Source organism: Vibrio sp. CCB-PB317 (assembly GCF_022808245.1).
In the GTDB taxonomy this organism is placed as follows: domain Bacteria; phylum Pseudomonadota; class Gammaproteobacteria; order Enterobacterales; family Vibrionaceae; genus Vibrio; species Vibrio diabolicus.
This window is the reverse complement of record NZ_JALGNU010000003.1, coordinates 318393-339844: the sequence shown is the minus strand read 5'-3', so window position 1 is coordinate 339844 and position 21452 is coordinate 318393. Positions and strand designations below refer to the sequence as shown.

General features: G+C 45.1%; 17 protein-coding genes. 5 read left to right on the top strand and 12 right to left on the bottom strand.

The features are described 5' to 3' along the window. Nucleotides 1-269: 269 nt before the first annotated feature. Together MTR11_RS18750 and MTR11_RS18745 are read left to right on the top strand one after the other, a co-directional pair. Nucleotides 270-995, top strand: coding sequence for a helix-turn-helix domain-containing protein (locus tag MTR11_RS18750; protein WP_085342678.1), 726 nt, complete (start codon nt 270-272; stop codon nt 993-995). A 148-nt stretch (nt 996-1143) separates the two neighbouring features. After that, nucleotides 1144-2835 (top strand): AMP-binding protein, encoded by a 1692-nt coding sequence (locus MTR11_RS18745; protein ID WP_012841461.1) that lies wholly within the window; start codon nt 1144-1146, stop codon nt 2833-2835. A 68-nt stretch (nt 2836-2903) separates the two neighbouring features. Here MTR11_RS18745 and MTR11_RS18740 read toward each other — a convergent pair whose 3' ends face one another. After that, nucleotides 2904-3113 carry a DUF1127 domain-containing protein gene (locus MTR11_RS18740; protein WP_047008935.1) on the bottom strand — a complete coding sequence of 70 codons (210 nt, stop codon included), beginning with the start codon at nt 3111-3113 and terminating at the stop codon, nt 2904-2906. A gap of 98 nt (nt 3114-3211) precedes the next feature. Between MTR11_RS18740 and MTR11_RS18735 the strand changes: the two genes are divergently transcribed. Further along, nucleotides 3212-4162 carry a LysR substrate-binding domain-containing protein gene (locus MTR11_RS18735; RefSeq protein ID WP_065645470.1) on the top strand — a complete coding sequence of 317 codons (951 nt, stop codon included), beginning with the start codon at nt 3212-3214 and terminating at the stop codon, nt 4160-4162. Between the two features lie 118 nt (nt 4163-4280). On the opposite strand, the gene fusA is transcribed toward MTR11_RS18735, so the two are convergent. After that, the gene (gene fusA / locus MTR11_RS18730; protein ID WP_012841459.1) at nt 4281-6371 is read right to left on the bottom strand and encodes an elongation factor G; all 2091 of its coding nucleotides are present in this window, start codon (nt 6369-6371) and stop codon (nt 4281-4283) included. A gap of 215 nt (nt 6372-6586) precedes the next feature. Further along, entirely contained in the window at nt 6587-7966 is a 1380-nt protein-coding gene (radA, locus tag MTR11_RS18725; RefSeq protein WP_012841458.1) for a DNA repair protein RadA, read from the bottom strand. Nucleotides 7967-8102: 136 nt separating this feature from the next. Here radA and MTR11_RS18720 point away from each other — a divergent pair, with 136 nt between their 5' ends. Beyond that, a complete protein-coding gene (locus MTR11_RS18720) occupies nt 8103-10451 on the top strand; it encodes a PilZ domain-containing protein (protein ID WP_243328190.1) in 2349 nt (782 codons plus the stop codon). A 64-nt stretch (nt 10452-10515) separates the two neighbouring features. Here the strand turns inward: MTR11_RS18720 and serB are convergent, their stop codons facing one another. Further along, nucleotides 10516-11496: a phosphoserine phosphatase gene (gene serB / locus MTR11_RS18715; RefSeq protein ID WP_006742382.1), complete on the bottom strand. Its 981-nt coding sequence runs from the start codon at nt 11494-11496 to the stop codon at nt 10516-10518. A 91-nt stretch (nt 11497-11587) separates the two neighbouring features. Here serB and MTR11_RS18710 point away from each other — a divergent pair, with 91 nt between their 5' ends. Further along, on the top strand, nt 11588-12193 hold the full coding sequence (locus MTR11_RS18710; protein ID WP_041852892.1) for a YtjB family periplasmic protein: 606 nt from the start codon (nt 11588-11590) through the stop codon (nt 12191-12193). Between the two features lie 97 nt (nt 12194-12290). On the opposite strand, the gene deoD is transcribed toward MTR11_RS18710, so the two are convergent. From deoD to prfC, 8 genes are all read right to left on the bottom strand, one after another. Then, entirely contained in the window at nt 12291-13010 is a 720-nt protein-coding gene (deoD, locus tag MTR11_RS18705) for a purine-nucleoside phosphorylase (protein WP_006742381.1), read from the bottom strand. 138 nt (nt 13011-13148) lie between these two features. Further along, complete coding sequence (locus MTR11_RS18700; protein WP_243328189.1) at nt 13149-14369, bottom strand: phosphopentomutase; 1221 nt, start codon at nt 14367-14369, stop codon at nt 13149-13151. 68 nt (nt 14370-14437) lie between these two features. Beyond that, nucleotides 14438-15766, bottom strand: a complete 1329-nt coding sequence (gene deoA / locus MTR11_RS18695; RefSeq protein ID WP_243328188.1) for a thymidine phosphorylase — start codon at nt 15764-15766, stop codon at nt 14438-14440. 96 nt (nt 15767-15862) lie between these two features. Then, nucleotides 15863-16639, bottom strand: a complete 777-nt coding sequence (gene deoC / locus MTR11_RS18690; protein ID WP_006742378.1) for a deoxyribose-phosphate aldolase — start codon at nt 16637-16639, stop codon at nt 15863-15865. A gap of 581 nt (nt 16640-17220) precedes the next feature. Further along, nucleotides 17221-18504 carry a NupC/NupG family nucleoside CNT transporter gene (locus MTR11_RS18685; protein WP_006742377.1) on the bottom strand — a complete coding sequence of 428 codons (1284 nt, stop codon included), beginning with the start codon at nt 18502-18504 and terminating at the stop codon, nt 17221-17223. A 204-nt stretch (nt 18505-18708) separates the two neighbouring features. Further along, nucleotides 18709-19482, bottom strand: coding sequence for a TatD family hydrolase (locus MTR11_RS18680; protein WP_243328187.1), 774 nt, complete (start codon nt 19480-19482; stop codon nt 18709-18711). Further along, on the bottom strand, nt 19469-19666 hold the full coding sequence (locus MTR11_RS18675) for a DUF5363 family protein (protein ID WP_046875042.1): 198 nt from the start codon (nt 19664-19666) through the stop codon (nt 19469-19471). Before MTR11_RS18675 ends, MTR11_RS18680 begins: the two co-directional genes overlap by 14 nt. A gap of 95 nt (nt 19667-19761) precedes the next feature. Continuing rightward, nucleotides 19762-21351 carry a peptide chain release factor 3 gene (gene prfC / locus MTR11_RS18670; RefSeq protein WP_012841453.1) on the bottom strand — a complete coding sequence of 530 codons (1590 nt, stop codon included), beginning with the start codon at nt 21349-21351 and terminating at the stop codon, nt 19762-19764. Between the last annotated feature and the right edge of the window lie 101 nt (nt 21352-21452).

Genomic DNA, 21452 nt, shown 5'->3' with positions numbered 1-21452 from the left:
ATGCTTAAACATTAGTCACCGAGAATTAGGGGGGTTAGGACTTTTTTGCCAAAGGTTGGTACTTTCTTGCCTACCTGCGCTTCAGAATCAAAATGTATCAATAACGAGACACATCACCACCAGCTATGTGACACCTTTCACACTTGCAGTATGACTATATAAGCCTAAGCTTAATAAACGAAAGAGTGAGGTCTGAAGCTCAAGGAATGAGGCTCGACTGACCTCAATACATACTAACGTTGGTGTAGTACGTACTGAGCGGGATTCATATGGATAGACTGACCAAAGCTTATTGGATTGGAGAGACTCTTTGCTCGCTGCCGGAATCACTTCGCTGTGAGTTTGATAAGAACTTTGAGATTATGGACTGTAGCAAAGATATCTCTGTGCTTAGCGATAAAGAACACAGCTATTTCTTCTACTACATGACTTGCGATCATCGAGAGCACCTGAAAGGCGTCATCACGCTCTGTGAAAATCTCGACAAAAAACTGATCGTTATACATCCAACCGGTATCGAGCCTCACTTACCGCCAAAGCATATTTGTGCGGAATATTATACGTTGAATGAAATCACCCTCCCGATTTGGCTATCACAGATAAAATTGAAATACTTTTTGCATAGCAAGGTCGACGAAGAACAAATTTCGGTCGATAAACTCTTTTCTCGAAGCGGAAAGTCGAATTTTTCTGACGTGGTTCATTACATCGCCAATAACGTCCATAAAGACCTAAGGGAAGAGGAAGCAGCTGCGCTTTGTCACTACTCACCGAACTACTTTTCCAAAGTATTTCATCGCAAAGTTGGTATGTGCTTTCGTGATTATGTCACTGCGAAACGCATTTCATTAGCAAAGAAAATGCTCGTTGAAAATGAATCCATGAAAATTGCCTATATTGCTTATCAATGTGGATACCGAGATGTCTCTTACTTTTCTCGAATTTTTAAGAAAAAAACAGGCCTGTCCCCAGCGAATTATCGGCAACAGTTTTAGACGCTATTAGTACCGACTTTAGGGGTAACTAACGCTATCCTCCCCACATATTTCATCAAAATGCATTCCCGTGTCGTTATTTAACATGCTAAAGTTAACAATGCGTTAACAATTATAAATACAACGAGAAGACATGGAGTCACTAAAAATGAATCAGCCGAATCTAAACAGCGCTGCTGGTTGCGCTCTCCCACCACCAAATGAAATGATTCTCAAATGGGCTCAAGAGCGCCCAAATGAGGTCTACCTAAAGCAAATTATTAACCGACAATTTGTTGAATACACGTTCGCTGATGTTGCCGATCAAGCCTTAAAACTCGTCAGTGCACTACGCAACCTCGGAGTACAGCCTGGCGACAAAGTGGCGTTAGTGTCTAAAAACTGTGCAGAGTGGTTTATTTGCGATCTTGCGATGATGCTTGGCGATTATGTCAGTGTGCCAATCTTTCCTACCGCCGGCGCGGACACCATCGAATACTGTGTGACTCATAGTGAAAGTAAAGCGCTCATTGGCGGAAAACTCGATGATCCTAAAGCAACCCAACAAGTCATTGATGCAATGCCGGAGCTCATTAGTATCGCGCTCCCCTACGATACTGCGCCAAAATGTCAGTACGAATACCAAGCGCTCATTGCTGATGCAATGCCAAGTGAAGAGCGTCCACAGCACTACGACGATAAGCTAATGTCTTTGGTGTATACCTCAGGTACGTCAGGATTACCGAAAGGTGCGATGCTGACCTACGGAGCGTTTAACTGGTCCGTACAACAACTGATAAACCATATCGGTATTCAAGAAAATGATCGTCTATTTTCTTACTTACCTTTGGCTCATATTACAGAGCGCGTCTACATTTTTGGCTCATCCATCATGGGTGGTGTACCAACAGCATTTCCAGAATCATTGGATACCTTTATCGAAGATGTAAAAATGCACCGCCCGACTCTGTTTATCTCAGTCCCGCGATTATGGACGCTATTCCAACAACGTATTCAAGACAAACTTCCACAGAAGAAGCTCAACATTCTATTGAAAATCCCATTCGTCAATTCTCTGATCAAGAAAAAGCTCGCAGAAGGATTGGGGTTGGATCAGGCTCGAGTATTAGGCTGTGGCTCTGCCCCGGTATCACCAGCACTGCTGGAATGGTACCACTCTGTAGGACTCAATATTACTGAAGCTTGGGGCATGACTGAATCATTTGCCTATAGCACGCTCAACTACCCATTTAGAGCTGACAAAATTGGTAGTGTCGGTAATGCTGGACCAGGTATTGAGTTAAAAATCGCTGACGATGATGAAATCATGGTGCGTGGCAAAGGGCTATTTTCTGGCTACTACAAAAATGACATTGCCACCCAAGAGTCTTTTGATTCAGAGGGCTGGCTACACACAGGCGATATCGGCTCTATCGACTCAGATGGTTACCTAACCATTCAAGGCCGTAAAAAAGATAACTTTAAAACCGCCAAAGGTAAGTTTGTCTCTCCAGTTCCTATCGAGAAAAAACTTTTCGAATACAGTCGCGTAGAGATGATGTGTCTAATCGGTTTAGGGCTACCAGCCCCGATTCTTTTGGTTGTGCCACATGATTTTCCTAACTTTGATCGAGAGCGGTACGCACGAACCACCCGCAAAGTCATTGCAAAAATGAATCAAGAACTCGCCTCTCATGAGCAAATCAAAGGCGTATTAATGATTAAAGAGCCTTGGAGCATTGAAAATGGCGTATTGACGCCAACACTCAAAATTAAACGTCATGTGCTTGAGCAAAAGTATCATGAAATTGGTCACAACTGGCCGAAAGGTGAATTGGTTGTGTGGGAAGAAGACTTATAGCCTTGTCTGCACTCCTCAATATCATTGGGGAGTGCAGTTTAATTCTGAGCTTGAATCAAACTCATAAACTACTCTCTCCAAAACGGCTTCCTCACTTCACTATTAATCTCCTTTTCATCTAATCCTATATCGTCCCAAAGATGTTCTGGTAACTCTCTCAAGTGACGACGTGTCTTGTAGTTTCTTCTCCAACTAGCAAGTTTAGAATAAATTAACTGTAATCCGGTCTGATGGTCAGCTGATAAAGTGCGCTCACAAGTGTGTGTCATGTTTTCCATGTAACCAACTCCTATAACAATGTTGACCACTTAATAATCAGCGACTAGGCTGATATCCTCAAACGATAGAATCTGCCATTGAGTTAAGGAAAACTAATGTGAAAGATCGAATGCCTCCCTTACAGGGCTTGTATTACTTCTTCGTTGCAGCAAAGGAAGGTAGCTTTAAAACAGCGGCAAAAGAATTGTTTGTTACGCCAGCTGCCATCAGTCAGCAAATTCGTCATCTTGAAGAGTTTTTAGGAACGGACTTATTTGTTCGCCAGCACAGAAAAATCGTGCTCACACCTGAGGGAGAGCTGCTGTTTACTCAGGCAGAAAGAGGGTTTGCTCATTTGCAGCAAGGGGTGAGATTGGTTAATCAAGATCCTAATCCTAACCACCTTTCGATATCAACACTCCCCTCTTTCGCTCACCATTGGTTAGTCCCGAAAATTACGGCTTTTCGTCAGCGTCACCCTGATATCGCCTTACTATTAGAACCAACCAATGATTTGGTGTCTTTTCAAGATAGTCAGATCGATTTGTGTGTCCGTTACGGTTTAGGAAAATACCCTAATTTAGAATCACAATGGCTGATGGATGAAGCTTTTTATCCTGCCTGTCATCCGGTATATCAGAAAGAGCACGGCATCTATCGCATTGAAGATTTAAGCAAAGCAGAGCTCATCGAAGACGTTTGGCCAGATCTGGACTGGAACATGTGGTTAGCGAGACTTGGTCATTCAGCGGCAAAGCCTGCTTTAAAATACAGTGGCTCACACTTAGTGTTAGAAGCTGCGTTATCACTACAAGGCGTAGCGCTCGTCAAACACAGTTTAGCTCATCAATATTTCCGTTCAGGCAAACTGGTCCGAATTGGTGATATAGCCATTAAACCCAAATTTGCATATTACCTGTGCGCTCCAAAAGGCTACTTAAAGCGACCTAAAGCCCAATTGTTTGCACAATGGTTGAGAGAAGAAATAGAAACATTTGAAAAGTCAGTGATACCAGATTTTAAAACCATCGACCTCAATGTTAGTAATACTGGCTCAGCTTCAGAATAGTCGGTAAACAACACCAAAGACGTATATCAGCGAAACAAAAACGCGCTGTGTATAAGCGGTTAGATACAAAAAGCCCCGCACTAGGCGGGGCTTTCAAGTTATAGAGTTAACTTAAGAATTACTTCTTAGCGTTACGCTCTTTAACGTCAGCAATTACTTGCTCAGCAACGTTTGCTGGACATGGTGCGTAGTGTGAGAACTCCATAGAGAACTGACCACGACCAGAAGTCATTGTACGTAGAGTACCGATGTAACCAAACATTTCTGATAGAGGTACATCACCCTTGATACGTACGCCAGTAGACGCAGCTTGTTGGTCTTTGATCATACCACGACGACGGTTAAGGTCACCGATTACGTCACCAACGTGATCTTCTGGAGTGAACACGTCAACTTTCATGATTGGTTCAAGAAGTTGCGCGCCAGCTTTAGGCATAGACTGACGGAATGCGCCTTTAGCAGCGATTTCGTAAGCGATTGCTGAAGAGTCAACTGCGTGGAAACCACCGTCGAATAGTTCAACTTCAACGTCTAGAGTAGGGAAGCCAGCTAGAACACCGTGCTCCATCATTGACGCAAAGCCTTTCTCAACTGCAGGCCAGAATTCTTTAGGTACGTTACCACCAACAACTGTTGATTTGAACGTGAAGCCAGAGTTTGGCTCACCTGGTTTGATGCGGTAATCGATCTTACCGAACTGACCAGAACCACCAGACTGTTTCTTGTGCGTGTAGCTGTCTTCGATTGCTTGAGTGATAGTTTCACGGTAAGCAACCTGTGGAGCACCAACTTCTAGCTCAACGCCGTAAGTACGCTTAAGGATATCTACCTTGATGTCTAGGTGAAGTTCACCCATACCTTTCAGGATAGTTTCGCCTGAATCTTCATCAGTCTCAACTTGGAATGATGGATCTTCTGCAACCATTTTACCGATCGCGATACCCATCTTCTCAGAACCGCCTTTATCTTTAGGCTTAACTGCGATAGAGATTACTGGATCTGGGAAGATCATTGGCTCAAGAGTACATTCGTGCTTAGGATCACATAGAGTGTGACCAGTTTGAACGTTCTTCATACCAACTACAGCGATGATGTCACCAGCTTGTGCTGAATCGATCTCGTTACGCTCGTCTGCGTGCATCTCAACCATACGGCCGATACGCTCTGTTTTACCAGTTGCAGAGTTAAGTACTGTGTCACCTTTCTTCATCTTACCAGAGTAGATGCGGATAAAGGTTAGAGCACCAAAACGGTCGTCCATGATCTTAAATGCAAGCGCACGTAGTGGCTCGTCTGCAGATACAGTCGCAACTTCACCAGTTGGCTCACCAGTCTCTGAATCAGTTAGAGGCTGTGGATCAACTTCTGTTGGAGATGGTAGGTAATCAATTACCGCGTCAAGAATAAGTTGGATACCTTTGTTCTTGTACGCTGAACCACAGTAAGTTGGGAAGAATGCTAGATCACGAGTACCTTTACGGATACAACGTTTGATGTCTTCTAGAGATGGCTCTTCGCCTTCTTCTAGGTAAGCCATCATTAGATCTTCGTCTTGCTCTAGAGCAGTTTCGATTAGCATTTCACGGTATTCAGCAGCTTTTTCTACCATGTCTGCTGGAATATCTTGAACTTCGTAGTTCTCTGGCTGGCCAGACTCATCCCATACGTAAGCTTGTTGGCTTAGTACGTCTACAACACCTACGAAATCTTCTTCGATACCGATAGGTAGAGTCATAACTAGAGGTGTAGCACCTAGTACGTTTTGTACTTGATCTACAACTTTGTAGAAATCTGCGCCCATACGGTCTAGTTTGTTAACGAAGATCAGACGTGATACGTGTGATTCGTCAGCGTAACGCCAGTTAGTTTCTGACTGAGGCTCAACACCACCAGAACCACAGAATACACCGATACCACCGTCAAGTACTTTTAGAGAACGGTAAACTTCGATAGTGAAGTCAACGTGTCCAGGAGTATCGATGATGTTTAGACGGTGATCGTTCCAGAAACAAGTTGTTGCTGCAGACTGGATTGTGATACCACGTTCAGCTTCCTGCTCCATGAAGTCAGTTGTAGTTGAACCGTCGTGTGTATCACCGATCTTATGGATCTTACCAGTTAGCTTTAGGATACGCTCTGTAGAGGTAGTTTTACCCGCGTCTACGTGAGCAAAAATACCAATGTTTCTGTATTTTGATAAATCAGTCATTGTCTTACTCTGTTAATAAGGTATAAAGTGCGCGCAGAGTATATCACATTCTGTCAATACTGATACCCTTGCGTGCGGATGGAAGAAAAAAAATTTTAACGTGAAATTTCCGTCCCCAAAGCATAGTCAAACACAGCAATTTATGTACTTTATTCGCATTTTATTGAGGACGGATAGAACAGTTTGTGATTACACAAATACCATTCTTATGAGCATTACAGCTCGTCAAAAGCCTCTATAGCTTCCGACAATTTCTTAACGCCGTGAATTTGCATGCCAGGAATGCCGCCTTTCGGCATGTTGGCTGCAGGCACAATGGCTTTCTTGAAACCATGTTTGAACGCTTCATTCAAACGTTCTTGCCCACTTGGCACAGGACGGATTTCGCCTGCAAGCCCGACCTCACCAAAAATCACCACATCTTTGGGTAGTGGACGGTCACGAAAACTCGATAAAAGCGCCATAACTAACGCAAGATCGGCACTCGTCTCCGTCACCTTAACACCGCCAACCACATTAACAAAGACATCTTGGTCTGCCATTTGTAAGCCACCATGCTTATGTAACACAGCGAGCAAAAGTGATAAGCGGTTCTGCTCCAAACCGACCGCAACACGGCGAGGGTTTGCCAATTGCGAGTAATCCACCAACGCTTGAATCTCTACTAATAGAGGACGCGTACCTTCCCAAACCACCATAACAGAAGAACCTGATGTTTCTTCTTCACCACGAGAAAGGAAAATCGCGGATGGGTTACTCACTTCTTTCAACCCTTGGCCTGTCATTGCAAAAACACCGAGCTCATTCACAGCGCCAAAGCGGTTTTTATGACTACGCAATGTGCGAAAGCGGCTATCAGTACCACCATCAAGCAGCACTGAACAGTCTATAATGTGCTCAAGAACTTTAGGGCCCGCAAGGGTACCATCTTTTGTTACGTGACCAACAATAAATACCGCGACGTTATTCTGTTTTGCGTATCGTGTCAGAGCAGTCGCAGATTCACGTACTTGAGCAACACTGCCCGGTGACGATTGAACATCTGAAACGTGCATTACCTGAATCGAGTCAATCACCATAATGCGAGGTTGCTCTTTTTCGGCGATTTGGCAAATTTTGTCGACGTTCGTTTCCGATAGCATTTTTAAATGATCTTTTGGCAAGCCTAGTCGAGAAGCTCGCATTGCTACCTGCTGCAACGATTCTTCACCGGTTACATAGAGCGTTGGCATTTGCGCAGACAAACTACACATGGTTTGCAGCAGCAAGGTGGATTTACCCGCGCCAGGGTTACCACCAATCAAAATAGCGGCGCCGGGTACAACGCCCCCACCTAATACGCGGTCAAGTTCTTTAAACCCACTGGTGAAGCGTGGCACTTCCTGCAGATCAATTTCGGATAACGTTTGAACTGTAGCTTCTGTTGCGGAGCCCGCGTAGCCGGATAAACGTTCATTACGAGCAACCGTTGGCGATGCAGCGATACGGACTTCTGTTATCGTATTCCACGAACCACATGCGTTACACTGCCCCTGCCAACGGGGAAAATCCGCGCCACAATCATTACAAACATACGCTCGTTTTGCTTTCGCCATGATGCCTCGATTTTTTCTACAAATGTGACTAAGCACAGCCAAGTCAGACCTTAACTGAAATGAACTATTGATATACTTAAGTTTTACTTCGCTTAGCCGATACAATTTAAAGTAACGACATACTCTAACAGAAATAATGCAGCAATCTGAAATTCTCTCGATCGCAGAACGACTCATTCCCGTTTACGGTTCGGATGACTTTGACTTTGTCCTTGGCCAATTGACCGAGGAAGAGCCGCCTTCGGCCAAAATCTTAGTGAAAATGGAACTTAACCGCTTGATGGCTCCGTGCAAAAAAAGCATCGATCTGCGCGGTCGCGTCCAAGGTGAATGTCGCGAGTATATTTTGGATGGTATTCCACATTGGTTAGATGACGTTGCTTTCAACGCTTACCATAAAAACATCAAAAAGTTTGGCGGCTACACTGAGGGAATGTGGGAAGCTTTGGTCAACACACGGAATAACTTTCGCGTAATGAGCAAACGTCTTACTCAACAAAAAACGCAATCGTTAACGGATCCTAAAAGCCCTTTCTTAGCGGAGCCTGTTCACCTCGGCTATGACTTAAAGCGCCAAGAAAAGCGCTTGAAAGTCCAATCTCAAGTCGAGATTTGCCGATCTAAAGGGCAACTTCTGCATGGGTTAAGCATTGACTTATCCTGCTCTGGCGCAAAGTTCAAAGTCCCAAGTGCGTTTAAATATAACCTTGGGGAGATTATTCAGGTCACGTTTACTGAGTTTGCCAGCAAATCTCAGGTTGCCGGTATAGAGAAACCGCTGGCGTACCGCATACTTGCGGTTGATGACTGTTACGAGAATGACTCAGTTCGATACCTCAGAACCATACGTTTAACTGAAACCAATGTCGTTACTCGAGTGATCGACGAAGCGCTCAACAGCGCAGCTAAAAGAGCTCGTCACGATAATCAAGATAAGATCATTCGAGCTCGAACTCGTGGTTATGAGCACATCGCGCTCAAGCACACCAGCAGCTTACCCCTATTCTTTGATGGCAGTGAGCTGAAACTCGCTATGTTGACGCCAAACAATCAAAAGCTTTGGCAGTACTGGCATGATGAAAGGAACCAGCAAATGTTTGGGTCCTTATTTAATGAGAAGCGAGTCGCGTCACTCATTAAACCTGGCGTTAAAGGCACCACCAATGTCCTTTATTCATTTACTCACGAGCACGAAAACCGAACCTATTTCTATTCGATGCTTCGTCCTGAGGCCACTCGTGAACAACGCCAGCTATTTTGGCATTTAGGTGCTAAACGTGAAAGTTGGCGCGCGTTTAGAATTTCGATATTTGAACTGTCAGAGCAAGAACAGGAAGACTTAGCCACTTTCTCTCCGGAGTTAGCTGAAACGTCCCAATCATTGACTCACATTGGCATCTTGCAAGAAATTGCTGACGAAAAATCAGGGCAGGATTATCTGCTCACTGAAAAGCCGCGCTTACCCGCAAATACGTTAAATGCATTTCGCCATCCGAGAAGAATTATAGGCAACCCGAAAGGCATTTATTTTGATGCCAAGTCTCGTCGTAAAGAGCCACGTTACCGATTTAAGACCCCAATAGAACTACGTTCTGGGCCCGTCACAGCGATCGGCAGCACCGTCGATATTTCAAAGCGAGGGCTCGGCATTAAACTGGACGAACCTACCATGTTGCGCTCTGGGCAAGAGGTTCAGATCAACTTCCGAGAGTTACAACTCTACGACAAAAAGCTGCCTTTAACGTCGGTGCCATACCGGGTAATTCGTGTTAGCCCAGATGGCTGTAGCGTACAGTTAGTTATTGATGAAAGCAGCCACACCATTAAAGTGATCGCCTTTTTCAACAGCATTATCGAGCACAATCAAGATAAGTTGATCCCGCAAAAAGAAATGCTACCGAGTAATGCGTTACTTGAAAGACTGCACAGCATGTTGCTCTCTCGAACTCTGAGCACACCCATTTTTATTAGTAAAACTGCGTCGTCTTCAATCAAAACCCCCGTTATTGGGGTGAATTTGCCGCTACCTAAGCACATTGAGCTTTTTGCCCGCCTTGGACACGATCAACTGTTGTCACTTGAACCTATCTTTAAAGGTCGAACAAGCACATTAATCGCAGAGCCGATAAAGCGTGTAGAAGGTGCTCAAGCAAGACATCAGGATATCTACATTAGCGCAGCCAAAGTCGGCAATAAAATTACAGGCATTGAGTCTAAGCTTCATCAAGAGTTCAACAGCGTAAAAGAACGGATTCAATTTATAAAGAAAGCGCGAATGATGGGGGACTTCTACGTGATTCGCTTATCTACAGCCCCAATTTTCGATCCGATGACATCGTTGCTGCAACAAGATTTAAGTGACTTAACCCAATTTGGTGTACATCAAGCGAGCAAATTAGAAAAGGAGCTGACCGCTTTGGTCGGTTACAGTGAGTTTGAAGACATTACGGAAGAAGTTGTAATTAGGTTGGAGTTAACCGAGTAAATTTAGAGCCATATTAAGTCAACGAAAAACACCGCCAGAAAGGCGGTGTTTTTGAATGGATAAATTAAGGTTTTGCTTTCCAGCTGACCTTTTGCTGCTTCACCAGTGCACCAGATAAAATACAGAGCACACCGCCTAAGCCTGCAAAGCGAATCGCAGATTGCGCTTGAGCTTCCACTTTAGGTTTTGCGTGGTACGCGATACCTAAGCCCGCCACCGACATCATCACAAGATCGTTAGCGCCATCACCGACAGCAACCGTGTTGTGCTGCTCAATTTCGTATTCATCCGCCAACTCCACCAGGATATCTGACTTCATCTGCGCGGTAACCACATCGCCAAGTACGTTCCCCGTGAGCTTACCATTAATGATTTCCAACTGATTAGAGCGAGCAAAATCTAAATCGACTTTATCTTTGATATAGTCCGAGAAGTAAGTAAAACCACCGGAAGCAATCGCTGTTTTCCAGCCTAGTGCTTTTAACGTTGCGATTAACGCTTCAAAGTCCGGCATAAATGGCAATTGGGAACGAACTTGTTCAAGAATTGATTCATCAGCACCTTTGAGCTTGCCTACGCGTTGACGCAAACTTTGCTCAAAATCCAGTTCTCCTTGCATCGCACGTTCAGTAACTTCTGCCACCTCATCCCCGACTCCGGCCAATTTTGCGATTTCATCAATACACTCTATCTGGATTGCCGTTGAGTCCATGTCAAATACAATCAAACCTTGGGTTGAAAGATCTGGAACTTCATTAAGCGAGGCGTAATCCAAGTTGAGGCTTTGTAAGATCGTTTCGTGTTGAGGGGTCAACTCTCCTGCCATCAAGGCGACTTCATATTGGCCAACTTTCCACGTTTCTAACACGGGGTTGTAGACACCTGTGAAGAAATCAATGTCTTCAAAATGACGTGGCGAAAGGTATTCTGCAAACACTATCCAGTTTGCTTTTGCTTTATCTAGTTGGGAGGCAAATCGAGTCTCGGGTAATCGTTTTAAAAGTGTCGTATGTTTTCTGATAGGCAAGCTTTTTGACGCGTCCATGTATATAATCCCTTATGACTTTGCTAAAACGTTACCTCAACAAACTAAAAAGGCAAGTCTTTGTTTTATTTTAAATGGATGAGTAAAGAGCATGAGTGAATCCTTGTTCTCAGTAAGGAATGCCCTAAGAATTCTGGCACTAATCCTACTGTGTGTGATGTTGTTTATCACGATCAAAAACAGTGTTGTGATCAGTAAGGGCAACGAGAAAATTCAAGCACAGCAGCTTGAGACACTCACCAAAGTTTTGATTTCACAGGCGTCTCTTTCTGCCAGTGAAATGATTTTGACCAAAGATCAAGAACGCTTACTTAAGCTGACAAACCAGCTAGCACAAGACCGTTTGGTGTTTGATGCGACAATATATGATGCACAAGGCGTACGTTTAGCGTCTAGTGAAGATGCGCTATCGGTACGCGAAGTTTTAGGCTTAGACACGCCCTTGGCAACAGCTTCCATTGGCCGCCAGCAGTTGGTTGAACCAGTATTTGCCGATGAAGCACTCATCGGTTTTGTTCGCGTTACCTTTGAGACAGGTCGTGTAACCGCGATTTCTGACCACCACTATCGTAAGAGTGATCGCTACATGTACATGATGGTGCTAATGAGTTTTGTGTGCGGCATGTTATTCATTATGATTTTACGTAGACAGCCTATCCGCCGTAAAAAAGCGCAAAACCTACTGCTAACCAAATAGTCAGTCGGTAATCAACATCTAATACAAAAACAGCCCGCATTGTGCGGGCTGTTCTTTTAGTTCTTAATGTCAAGAAACTAAGATGACTCTTTGTCGCTTATTCTTCGTCGCCTAGCAATACTGAATCTAGTGCGATTAGCATCATGTCGTTGAATGTTGTTTGACGCTCATCAGAAGTTGTTTGCTCACCCGTTTTGATGTGATCTGAAACCGTACAGATTGTCAGAGCTTTTGCACCGTATTCTGCCGCTACGCCGTAAATACCCGCCGCTTCCATTTCAACACCAACAATGCCGTACTTGTCCATTACGTCGAACATTTCTGGATCTGGCGTGTAGAAAAGCTCCGCTGAAAATAGGTTCCCGACTTTCACATCAATGCCACGTGCTTTTGCTGCGTCTTCTGCCGCGCGAACCATTTTATAGTCTGCGATTGCTGCAAAGTCATGACCTTTAAAACGGATACGGTTCACTTTAGAATCCGTACACGCGCCCATGCCGATCACAACATCACGCACTTTGATGTCTTCGTTTACTGCGCCACAGCTACCAACACGGATGATTTTCTTCACGCCGAAGTCTTTAATTAGCTCCGTTGCGTAAATCGAGCATGATGGGATACCCATACCGTGGCCCATAACCGAGATCTTACGGCCTTTGTATGTGCCTGTGTAACCGAACATATTACGCACATCACACACTTGCACAACGTCTTCAAGGAAAGTTTCTGCGATGTATTTTGCACGTAGCGGGTCACCCGGCATCAGTACGACGTCTGCGAATGCGCCCATTTCAGCATTGATATGTGGAGTTGCCATTTTCTTTTCCTTAACCTTTCTCTAGCGCTCCGCGCTTAAGGCGATATAAGCCAGAGTATTCTCATTTCCGACAAGCAGTACTTGCATACTGCAAACATAAAACTAGGAGCATTCAGCTCCTAGTTTTCAATATCCTAATTATAGGAAATTCTTACCGTAATCCATTGAAGAAGTACCGAAGTAGCTCGCCAATGTTTGGCCAATGTCTGCGAATGTTTCGCGGCAGCCAAGAGAGCCTGCTGGCACTTTTTGACCGTAAACCAATACTGGGATGTGCTCACGAGTATGGTCAGTACCTGGCCATGTTGGATCACAGCCGTGGTCTGCTGTTAGGATAAGCACGTCATCTTCACCCATCAGTTCTAGCACTTCATTGATGCGACCATCAAAGTACTCAAGCGCTGCAGCGTAACCCGCCACATCACGACGGTGACCGTAAGCTGAATCGAAGTCGACGAAGTTAGTGAATACGATGGTGTTATCACCCGCTTCTTTGATCGCTTCTTTCGTTGCTTCAAATAGTGCTGGAATGCCTGTTGCTTTGGTTTTCTTAGTGATCCCACAACCAGCATAAATATCTGAAATCTTACCGATGGAATGAACCTGACCGCCCTTCTCATCAACTAACTTTTGTAGGATAGTCGCTGATGGTGGCTCTACAGATAGGTCACGACGGTTACCCGTACGCTCAAATTGACCTTTACCCGGGCCAATGAATGGGCGCGCGATTACACGGCCGATGTTGTAATCTTCTAGTTCTTCACGCGCAATTTGGCAAAGCTCTAGTAAACGGTCTAGACCGAATGTCTCTTCGTGACAGGCGATTTGGAATACAGAGTCCGCAGAGGTGTAGAAGATTGGCTGCCCAGTCTTCATATGCTCTTCACCCAAGTCATCAAGAACTTGAGTACCAGATGCGTGGCAGTTACCTAGGAAACCGTCAAGACCCGCGCGCTCAAGGATGCGATCCGTCAGCTCTTTAGGGAAGCTGTTTGATTTGTCTGTGAAGTAACCCCAGTCAAACAGAACAGGAACACCTGCGATTTCCCAGTGACCAGACGGCGTATCTTTACCAGAAGAAAGCTCTGCGGCGTGGCCGTACGCACCGATAATTTCTGCTTCTGCGTCTAGGCCAGGAGCAAAGCGACCTGTTGATTCTTTGTGTGCCATTGCCAAACCTAACTTAGATAGGTTTGGAAGGCGAAGTGCGCCTTGACGTTGGTCGTTATCTGCTAAGCCTTTTTCGCATTGTTCTGCGATGTGGCCTAGTGTGTCTGAACCTACATCACCAAATTTCTCAGCGTCAGCGGTTGCACCAATACCGAATGAGTCTAGTACTAAAATAAATGCTCTTTTCATTGCTCGTTCCTTAGGCCCACTCGGCTTTTTATTATGGTTGAGTAGGCCTTGTGTAATTACTTGTTCTGTTAAATATCTTCTGCACGAATTTGGCGGTAAACCTCTGGAGTTGGTGTGTACTCACCACCTACTTTGATTGCACTGCGCAGTGCTTTTGCCGCTTCTTCCCACTGCTCTTCGCTGCGAGCGTGGATAACGGCAAGAGGTTTATCGCTATCTGCAACTTCACCCAAGCGGATGAACTCGTCGCAACCTACGGCATAGTCGATTTCATCAGTAGCAACACGGCGACCACCACCCATAGCAACGACAGCCATGCCAATCGCACGCGTGTCCATTGCTGAAACAATGCCCGTTTCCGTCGCGTAAACAGGCTTGATGATTTCCGCTTTTTCTAGGTAGTTATCGTAGTTTTCTACGAAGTCTGCTGGGCCGCCAAGACCCGCAACCATCTTGCCGAAGCATGCTGCTGCTTTACCGTTGTCTAGCGCTTCCATCAACTTCACACGTGCGTCTTCTGTGTTCTCAGCCAGTTTGCCAAGTACCAGCATTTCTGCACAAGAAGCCATGGTGACTTCAAGTAGGCGTGGGTTACGGTATTCACCCGTTAGGAAACGAACTGCTTCACGAACCTCCACCGCATTACCTGCCGAAGAGGCCAATACTTGGTTCATGTCTGTCAGGATTGCAGTGGTCTTAGTACCCGCACCGTTTGCTACTGCAACGATTGATTTCGCTAGCTCTTCAGACGCTTCGTAAGTTGGCATGAATGCACCAGAGCCGACTTTAACGTCCATCACTAGCGACTCCAGACCCGCCGCCAATTTCTTAGAAAGAATGGAAGCCGTGATCAGAGAAATGTTGTCTACGGTTGCGGTAATATCACGAGTCGCGTAAACACGCTTATCCGCAGGAGCTAGGTCACCGGTTTGACCGATGATCGCCACACCAGCGTCTTTAGTTACTTGCCCAAACACATCGTTGCTTGGTGTGATGTTGTAGCCAGGAATAGACTCAAGCTTATCTAGAGTACCGCCTGTGTGGCCAAGACCACGGCCAGAGATCATTGGTACGAAACCGCCACATGCTGCCACCATAGGGCCAAGCATCAAAGACGTTACGTCACCCACACCGCCGGTAGAGTGTTTGTCGACAATTGGGCCACCAAAGTTCATGTGGCTCCAGTCGATAACCATGCCCGAATCACGCATTGCACACGTTAGGGCGATGCGCTCATCCATGGTCATTTCATTGAAGAAAATCGTCATAGCAAACGCCGCGATCTGACCTTCAGATACGGTGTTATTTGCTACGCCTTGAATAAAGAAGTTGATTTCGTCTGCGGTAAGTACTTCACCGTCACGTTTTTTACGAATGATTTCTTGTGGTAAATACATTAGTGCCTCCCATGCTCTCGTGAGCCATGGTTAAGTAGGATAGAAGAGGTTTGGTAGCACCCGTTTAGGTGCTACCGTTCAGACATATTATTGGGATTAGTACGCTGCTGGATCAGCGGTTTCGTCTGTCACTTCTAATGTATTTAGTAGGTTAGTTAGCAGGCTAGACGCACCGAAACGGTAGTGACGGGCATCAACCCAGTTGTCACCTAGGATTTCGTCAGCCATTGCTAGGTATGCAGCTGCGTCTTCAGCAGTGCGCACACCACCTGCTGGTTTGAAACCAACAGTTTCTGCAACACCCATGTCGCGAATCACTTCAAGCATCATGCGTGCATATTCTGGTGTTGCGTTTACTGGCACTTTACCAGTTGAAGTTTTAATGAAGTCAGCACCTGCTTCAATACAGATTTGAGATGCTTTCTTGATTAGTGCTTCTTCTTTTAGTTCACCTGTTTCGATGATCACTTTAAGAAGAATGTCACCACAAGCTTCTTTACATTGCTTAACTAGCTCGAAGCCTACTTTCTCATCACCTGCCATTAGCGCGCGGTAAGGGAAAACTACGTCAACTTCGTCTGCACCGTAAGCAACCGCCGCTTTTGTTTCAGCAACTGCGATTTCAATGTCGTCGTTACCGTGTGGGAAGTTCGTTACTGTTGCAATGCGAACCTCTGGCGTACCTTGCTCACGAAGTGTCTTCTTAGCAATAGGAATAAAGCGAGGGTAAATACAAATTGCAGCTGTGTTGCCTACTGCTGTTTTCGCGTCATGACACAATGAGATCACTTTTGCATCAGTGTCATCGTCATTCAACGTAGTTAGGTCCATAAGTTTAAGTGCACGTAGCGCTGCTGCTTTTAAATCGCTCATTTCTATCTCCGATCAATATTCAAAAAATTCACTACTCAGCCTTACATCACGTCTCTAACTATAATCAACAAGTCGAGACAATGTGAGTAAATGGCTAAACAGTCTATTAATGAACGGACTTGGTTCCCTGAAGACTCGGCATATACAGCGAAAATTTCATATGCCAATTGCTATCCTTGTCACCGCACAGTACCAGTTTGGCCTATGGCACAACAATCTATGATTGCGGTGTCTTTAATATCACATCACACAGCAAAACGCCTATTAGATCTGATATTGCTGGGCAAGTCATTTGCCCATCGATTATGTAATATTCATTACGTGATTAAGTATCAACCTTAACCACTATCCTGTGATTAATACATTATAGAGTTTCACCGCAAAACTGTAGCACCAAATAGAGCGCAAACGGTTTGTATCTCAAAATTTCCTAGCCCCTATTCCATCGGCTGCGTAACTCATAGACTGAGTCCGGCATCCGGTGAGATTTTAGAGCCCGAAAAACGAAAAATGCCCCGCAGCAATCTCTTGCTACAGGGCATGATGTAAAACGGCGTCTATATATTAAGAACCGATTCTAATTATAGTGCTGCAAGGCTTAAGCAGAAGCCTGCAATTGTCGCTGCCATAAGGTTAGACAACGTACCTGCAAGCACAGCTTTAACACCCATGCGAGCGATGTCACTACGACGGTTTGGTGCAAGGCTACCTAGACCACCAAGTAGAATCGCGATAGAAGAAAGGTTCGCGAAACCACATAGTGCGAATGAGATGATAGCTGTTGTCTTCTCAGACATTACTTCACCAGTTGCCGCGATTACTTGAGCGTTTTCACCTAGGTATGGTGTGAAGTTCAAGTAAGCAACGAATTCGTTCACTACGATTTTCTGACCGATGAATGAACCAGCAGTTACTGCTTCAGCCCATGGAACACCGATTAGGAATGCTAGTGGAGAGAATGCGTAACCTAGGATTAGCTCTAGCGTTAGTTCTGGCATGCCGAACCAACCACCGATGCCACCTAGCATACCGTTGATCAGCGCGATTAGACCAACGAATGCGATTAGCATTGCACCTACGTTAAGCGCAAGTTGTAGACCAGAAGCCGCACCGCCCGCTGCTGCGTCGATTACGTTTACTGGTTTGTCGTCGCCGCCGTCCATCGCTTCTTCAATACTTTCGTGAGGCTGGTCAGTCTCTGGGTGAAGGATTTTAGCGAATAGTAGACCACCTGGTGCCGCCATGAATGATGCTGCTACTAGGTACTCTAGTGGAACACCCATTGAAGCGTAGCCCGCTAGTACACCACCAGCAACAGAAGCTAGACCACCACACATTACCGCGAATAGCTCTGATTGAGTCATTTTTGGAACGAATGGACGAACAACTAGAGGTGCTTCTGTTTGACCTACGAAAATGTTTGCTGCTGCTGACATTGATTCCGCACGTGAAGTGCCCAGCGCTTTTTGTAGTGCGCCACCAAGAATCTTGATAACCCATTGCATAACGCCAATGTAGTAAAGAACTGAAATCAGTGCAGAGAAGAAGATCAGTGTAGGAAGAACACGGAATGCGAAGATGAAACCGCCGCCGCCGAATACTTCGAACATCTTGTCAGAAACAAGACCACCGAACAGGAATGATGAACCATCGTTACCGTAGTTGATAACGTTAGAAACACCTGAAGAGAAACCGTTTAGTAGATCACGGCCCCAAGGCACATACAGAACAAATGCACCTAATGCGAATTGGATAGCGAATGCGCCACCCACAGTTCTTAGATTGATAGCTTTTCGGTTATTAGAAAATGCCACTGCAATCGCAAGAAGCACTACCATACCGATTAGGCTCATAAACAGGCTCATAGTTTATGACTTCCTTATAAGTTATTTATTGGCGTGTTACAAAATGGAGCTATAAAGCGGGAGCAATTATACTCATGCAGAATCAATTAAAGTAATGCCAGCCTCACACTTTCCTATAAGATTCATGATTGATTCAGCCAGCTTTGTGAGTTAATTCACAATAAGCAGGAAAACGTTTTCTATTTCAAACCACATCTTTAGATTTTATTCACATATCGAGAAAGCAAAATTGCTATTTTTCCATAACTGAGAGGCAATCGATTGCTTTGAGCCGTTATGCAACTCTACGAGCTCATTAAAGACGTGAATGAGTTTGGCTGGGTGATTCGACTCCCCTTGATACCCAAGTATAGGCATATCCGGTGCATCTGTTTCGATCACGAGATGTTTGAGTGGTAATTTTTGAATTGCGTCGCGCGTTTTCTTCGCTCTTGGGTAGGTGATGGTTCCTCCTACTCCGATAAAAAAACCTAATTTGACCCACTCCATTGCTTGCTGATAACTCCCAGAGAAAGCATGTAGCACACCGCCCCGAGGGAGCTTCGCCGCTTTAACCATTTGAATAAGGCGATTGTGCGCTTTTCGGCTATGTAAAATAACTGGGAGTTCGAAGCATCTAGCCAGTTCAAATTGAACTTCAAGTGTCTCTTCTTGCAACTGTGGGTCAACATCAATGGCAAAATCTAGCCCACACTCTCCTATTGCCACGCACTGGGGAGCATTTTGTTTTAGATAATGTTCCAATTCAGCAAAGTGCTGCTCGACGTTATCTTCAAGAAAATACGGATGAAACCCAAGGGCGTAATACAAATTGGCATGTTGATCTGCCAAGGTTTGAATACGAGCCCAGTTTTGAGGTCCCACTGAAGGAATCAGAATTCTTGTCACGTCTTGCGTCTGAGCTAGCTGAAGTTGATGTGCAAAGTCATCTTGGAATACATCAAAGTCAAAGTGACAATGGGTATCAAAGAGCTTCATCTTGAGACTTTTTATCTGTACCGACAAACTGAGAATCAGAAAATAGCAGAGCTTCACTGTTCTCTTCATTTTGATGGGCAGGATCTTTTCGATACGGAACGCAGCTGCGTTTTTGATCGGGGGTTAGCCCCATCTCCTTGCACCAGTCGTCGTAACGCTTCAATCCTCGTTTAAACCAGTTCATATCTCATCCTTATAAAAAACGCCCTTGGCTAAGTTTATAGCCAAGGGCGTTTTAAAATCTAGCTTGCGTTAAAGCTTACCCAAACCGCTTTTTGATTAGTGCTCACGCGTCGCACGGAAATCAATATCAGGGAAACGCTCTTTCGCCAAGTTTAAGTTAACCATTGTTGGTGCAATATACGTTAGGTTATCACCACCATCCAATGCTAAGTTTGCTTGGTTCTTACGTTGGAACTCATCCAGTTTCTTCGCATCATCACACTCAACCCAACGCGCAGTTGCAACGTTAATGCCTTCATAAATCGCTTCAACGTTATATTCAGACTTCAAACGAGCCACAACAACATCGAACTGAAGTACACCAACGGCACCAACGATCAGGTCGTTGTTTTGTAGTGGACGGAATACCTGCACCGCACCTTCTTCTGATAGTTGCACCAAGCCTTTTAGTAGCTGTTTCTGCTTTAGTGGATCTTTCAGGCGAATACGACGGAATAGTTCCGGGGCAAAGTTCGGAATACCAGAGAACTTCAATGACTCACCTTGAGTAAAGGTATCACCAATCTGGATAGTACCGTGGTTATGCAGACCAATGATGTCACCCGCGTAAGCGTGTTCTGCACGTGAACGATCACCAGCCATAAAGGTTACTGCATCAGAGATACTCACCTGCTTGCCAAGACGAACGTGGTTCATCTTCATACCCTGCGTGTAAGTACCCGATACAATACGCATGAATGCGATACGGTCACGGTGTTTCGGGTCCATGTTTGCTTGGATCTTGAATACGAAACCAGAGAACTTCTCTTCTGTCGCTTCAACTTCACGCTCAACCGCTTGACGCGTTTTCGGTGCTGGTGCCCACTCTGTTAGACCGTCTAGCATGTGGTCTACACCGAAGTTACCTAATGCGGTACCGAAGTAAACTGGCGTCAGGTCACCTGTTAAGAACATTTCCAAATCAAACTCAGGGCAAGCCCCCATAACAAGCTCAAGCTCTTCTCGAACACTTTCCGCAAGGCCTGCACCGACTTTTTCATCAAGCTCTGGGTTATCTAGACCTTTGATGATTCGAACTTCTTGAATCTCATGACCGTGACCAGATTCGTATAAAATCGTTTCATCACGGTGAATGTGGTACACACCTTTAAATTCTTTACCACAGCCGATTGGCCACGTGATAGGCGCACACATCATGCCCAATTCGTTTTCTACTTCGTCCAATACTTCCATTGGATCACGAACGTCACGGTCAAGTTTGTTCATGAAGGTCACGATTGGCGTATCACGTAGACGGGTTACTTCCATCAACTTACGAGTACGATCCTCGACACCTTTCGCTGCATCGATAACCATCAAACACGAGTCGACTGCCGTTAGAGTACGATATGTATCTTCCGAGAAGTCTTCGTGTCCAGGAGTATCAAGTAGGTTTACCAGGCAATCATTGTAAGGGAACTGCATCACAGACGTGGTTACCGAGATACCACGTTCCTTTTCCATTTCCATCCAGTCTGATTTTGCGTGCTGTGCATTACCACGACCTTTAACCGTACCTGCTTTTTGAATCGCGTTTCCGAATAAAAGGACTTTTTCAGTAATGGTGGTTTTACCCGCATCCGGGTGAGAAATAATAGCGAACGTTCTACGTTTAGACACTTCGCTTAGAAAAGGTGTATTTGACATGAAACTGGTCTTCTTTGATGTCTGAATGCTTGCTCGAAAAGCAAACACGCTTTTTAGATTCAATATTGCGCGGTATTCTCGCTTATTATTGCCTCAGGGGC

Coding starts and splice junctions, on each gene's coding strand:
- MTR11_RS18750 (WP_085342678.1), top strand. CDS start 270: ATGGATAGACTGACCAAAGCTTATTGGATTGGAGAGACTCTTTGCTCG.
- MTR11_RS18745 (WP_012841461.1), top strand. CDS start 1,144: ATGAATCAGCCGAATCTAAACAGCGCTGCTGGTTGCGCTCTCCCACCA.
- MTR11_RS18740 (WP_047008935.1), bottom strand. CDS start 3,113: ATGGAAAACATGACACACACTTGTGAGCGCACTTTATCAGCTGACCAT.
- fusA (WP_012841459.1), bottom strand. CDS start 6,371: ATGACTGATTTATCAAAATACAGAAACATTGGTATTTTTGCTCACGTA.
- radA (WP_012841458.1), bottom strand. CDS start 7,966: ATGGCGAAAGCAAAACGAGCGTATGTTTGTAATGATTGTGGCGCGGAT.
- MTR11_RS18720 (WP_243328190.1), top strand. CDS start 8,103: ATGCAGCAATCTGAAATTCTCTCGATCGCAGAACGACTCATTCCCGTT.
- serB (WP_006742382.1), bottom strand. CDS start 11,496: ATGGACGCGTCAAAAAGCTTGCCTATCAGAAAACATACGACACTTTTA.
- MTR11_RS18710 (WP_041852892.1), top strand. CDS start 11,588: ATGAGTGAATCCTTGTTCTCAGTAAGGAATGCCCTAAGAATTCTGGCA.
- deoD (WP_006742381.1), bottom strand. CDS start 13,010: ATGGCAACTCCACATATCAATGCTGAAATGGGCGCATTCGCAGACGTC.
- MTR11_RS18700 (WP_243328189.1), bottom strand. CDS start 14,369: ATGAAAAGAGCATTTATTTTAGTACTAGACTCATTCGGTATTGGTGCA.
- deoA (WP_243328188.1), bottom strand. CDS start 15,766: ATGTATTTACCACAAGAAATCATTCGTAAAAAACGTGACGGTGAAGTA.
- deoC (WP_006742378.1), bottom strand. CDS start 16,639: ATGAGCGATTTAAAAGCAGCAGCGCTACGTGCACTTAAACTTATGGAC.
- MTR11_RS18685 (WP_006742377.1), bottom strand. CDS start 18,504: ATGAGCCTGTTTATGAGCCTAATCGGTATGGTAGTGCTTCTTGCGATT.
- MTR11_RS18680 (WP_243328187.1), bottom strand. CDS start 19,482: ATGAAGCTCTTTGATACCCATTGTCACTTTGACTTTGATGTATTCCAA.
- MTR11_RS18675 (WP_046875042.1), bottom strand. CDS start 19,666: ATGAACTGGTTTAAACGAGGATTGAAGCGTTACGACGACTGGTGCAAG.
- prfC (WP_012841453.1), bottom strand. CDS start 21,351: ATGTCAAATACACCTTTTCTAAGCGAAGTGTCTAAACGTAGAACGTTC.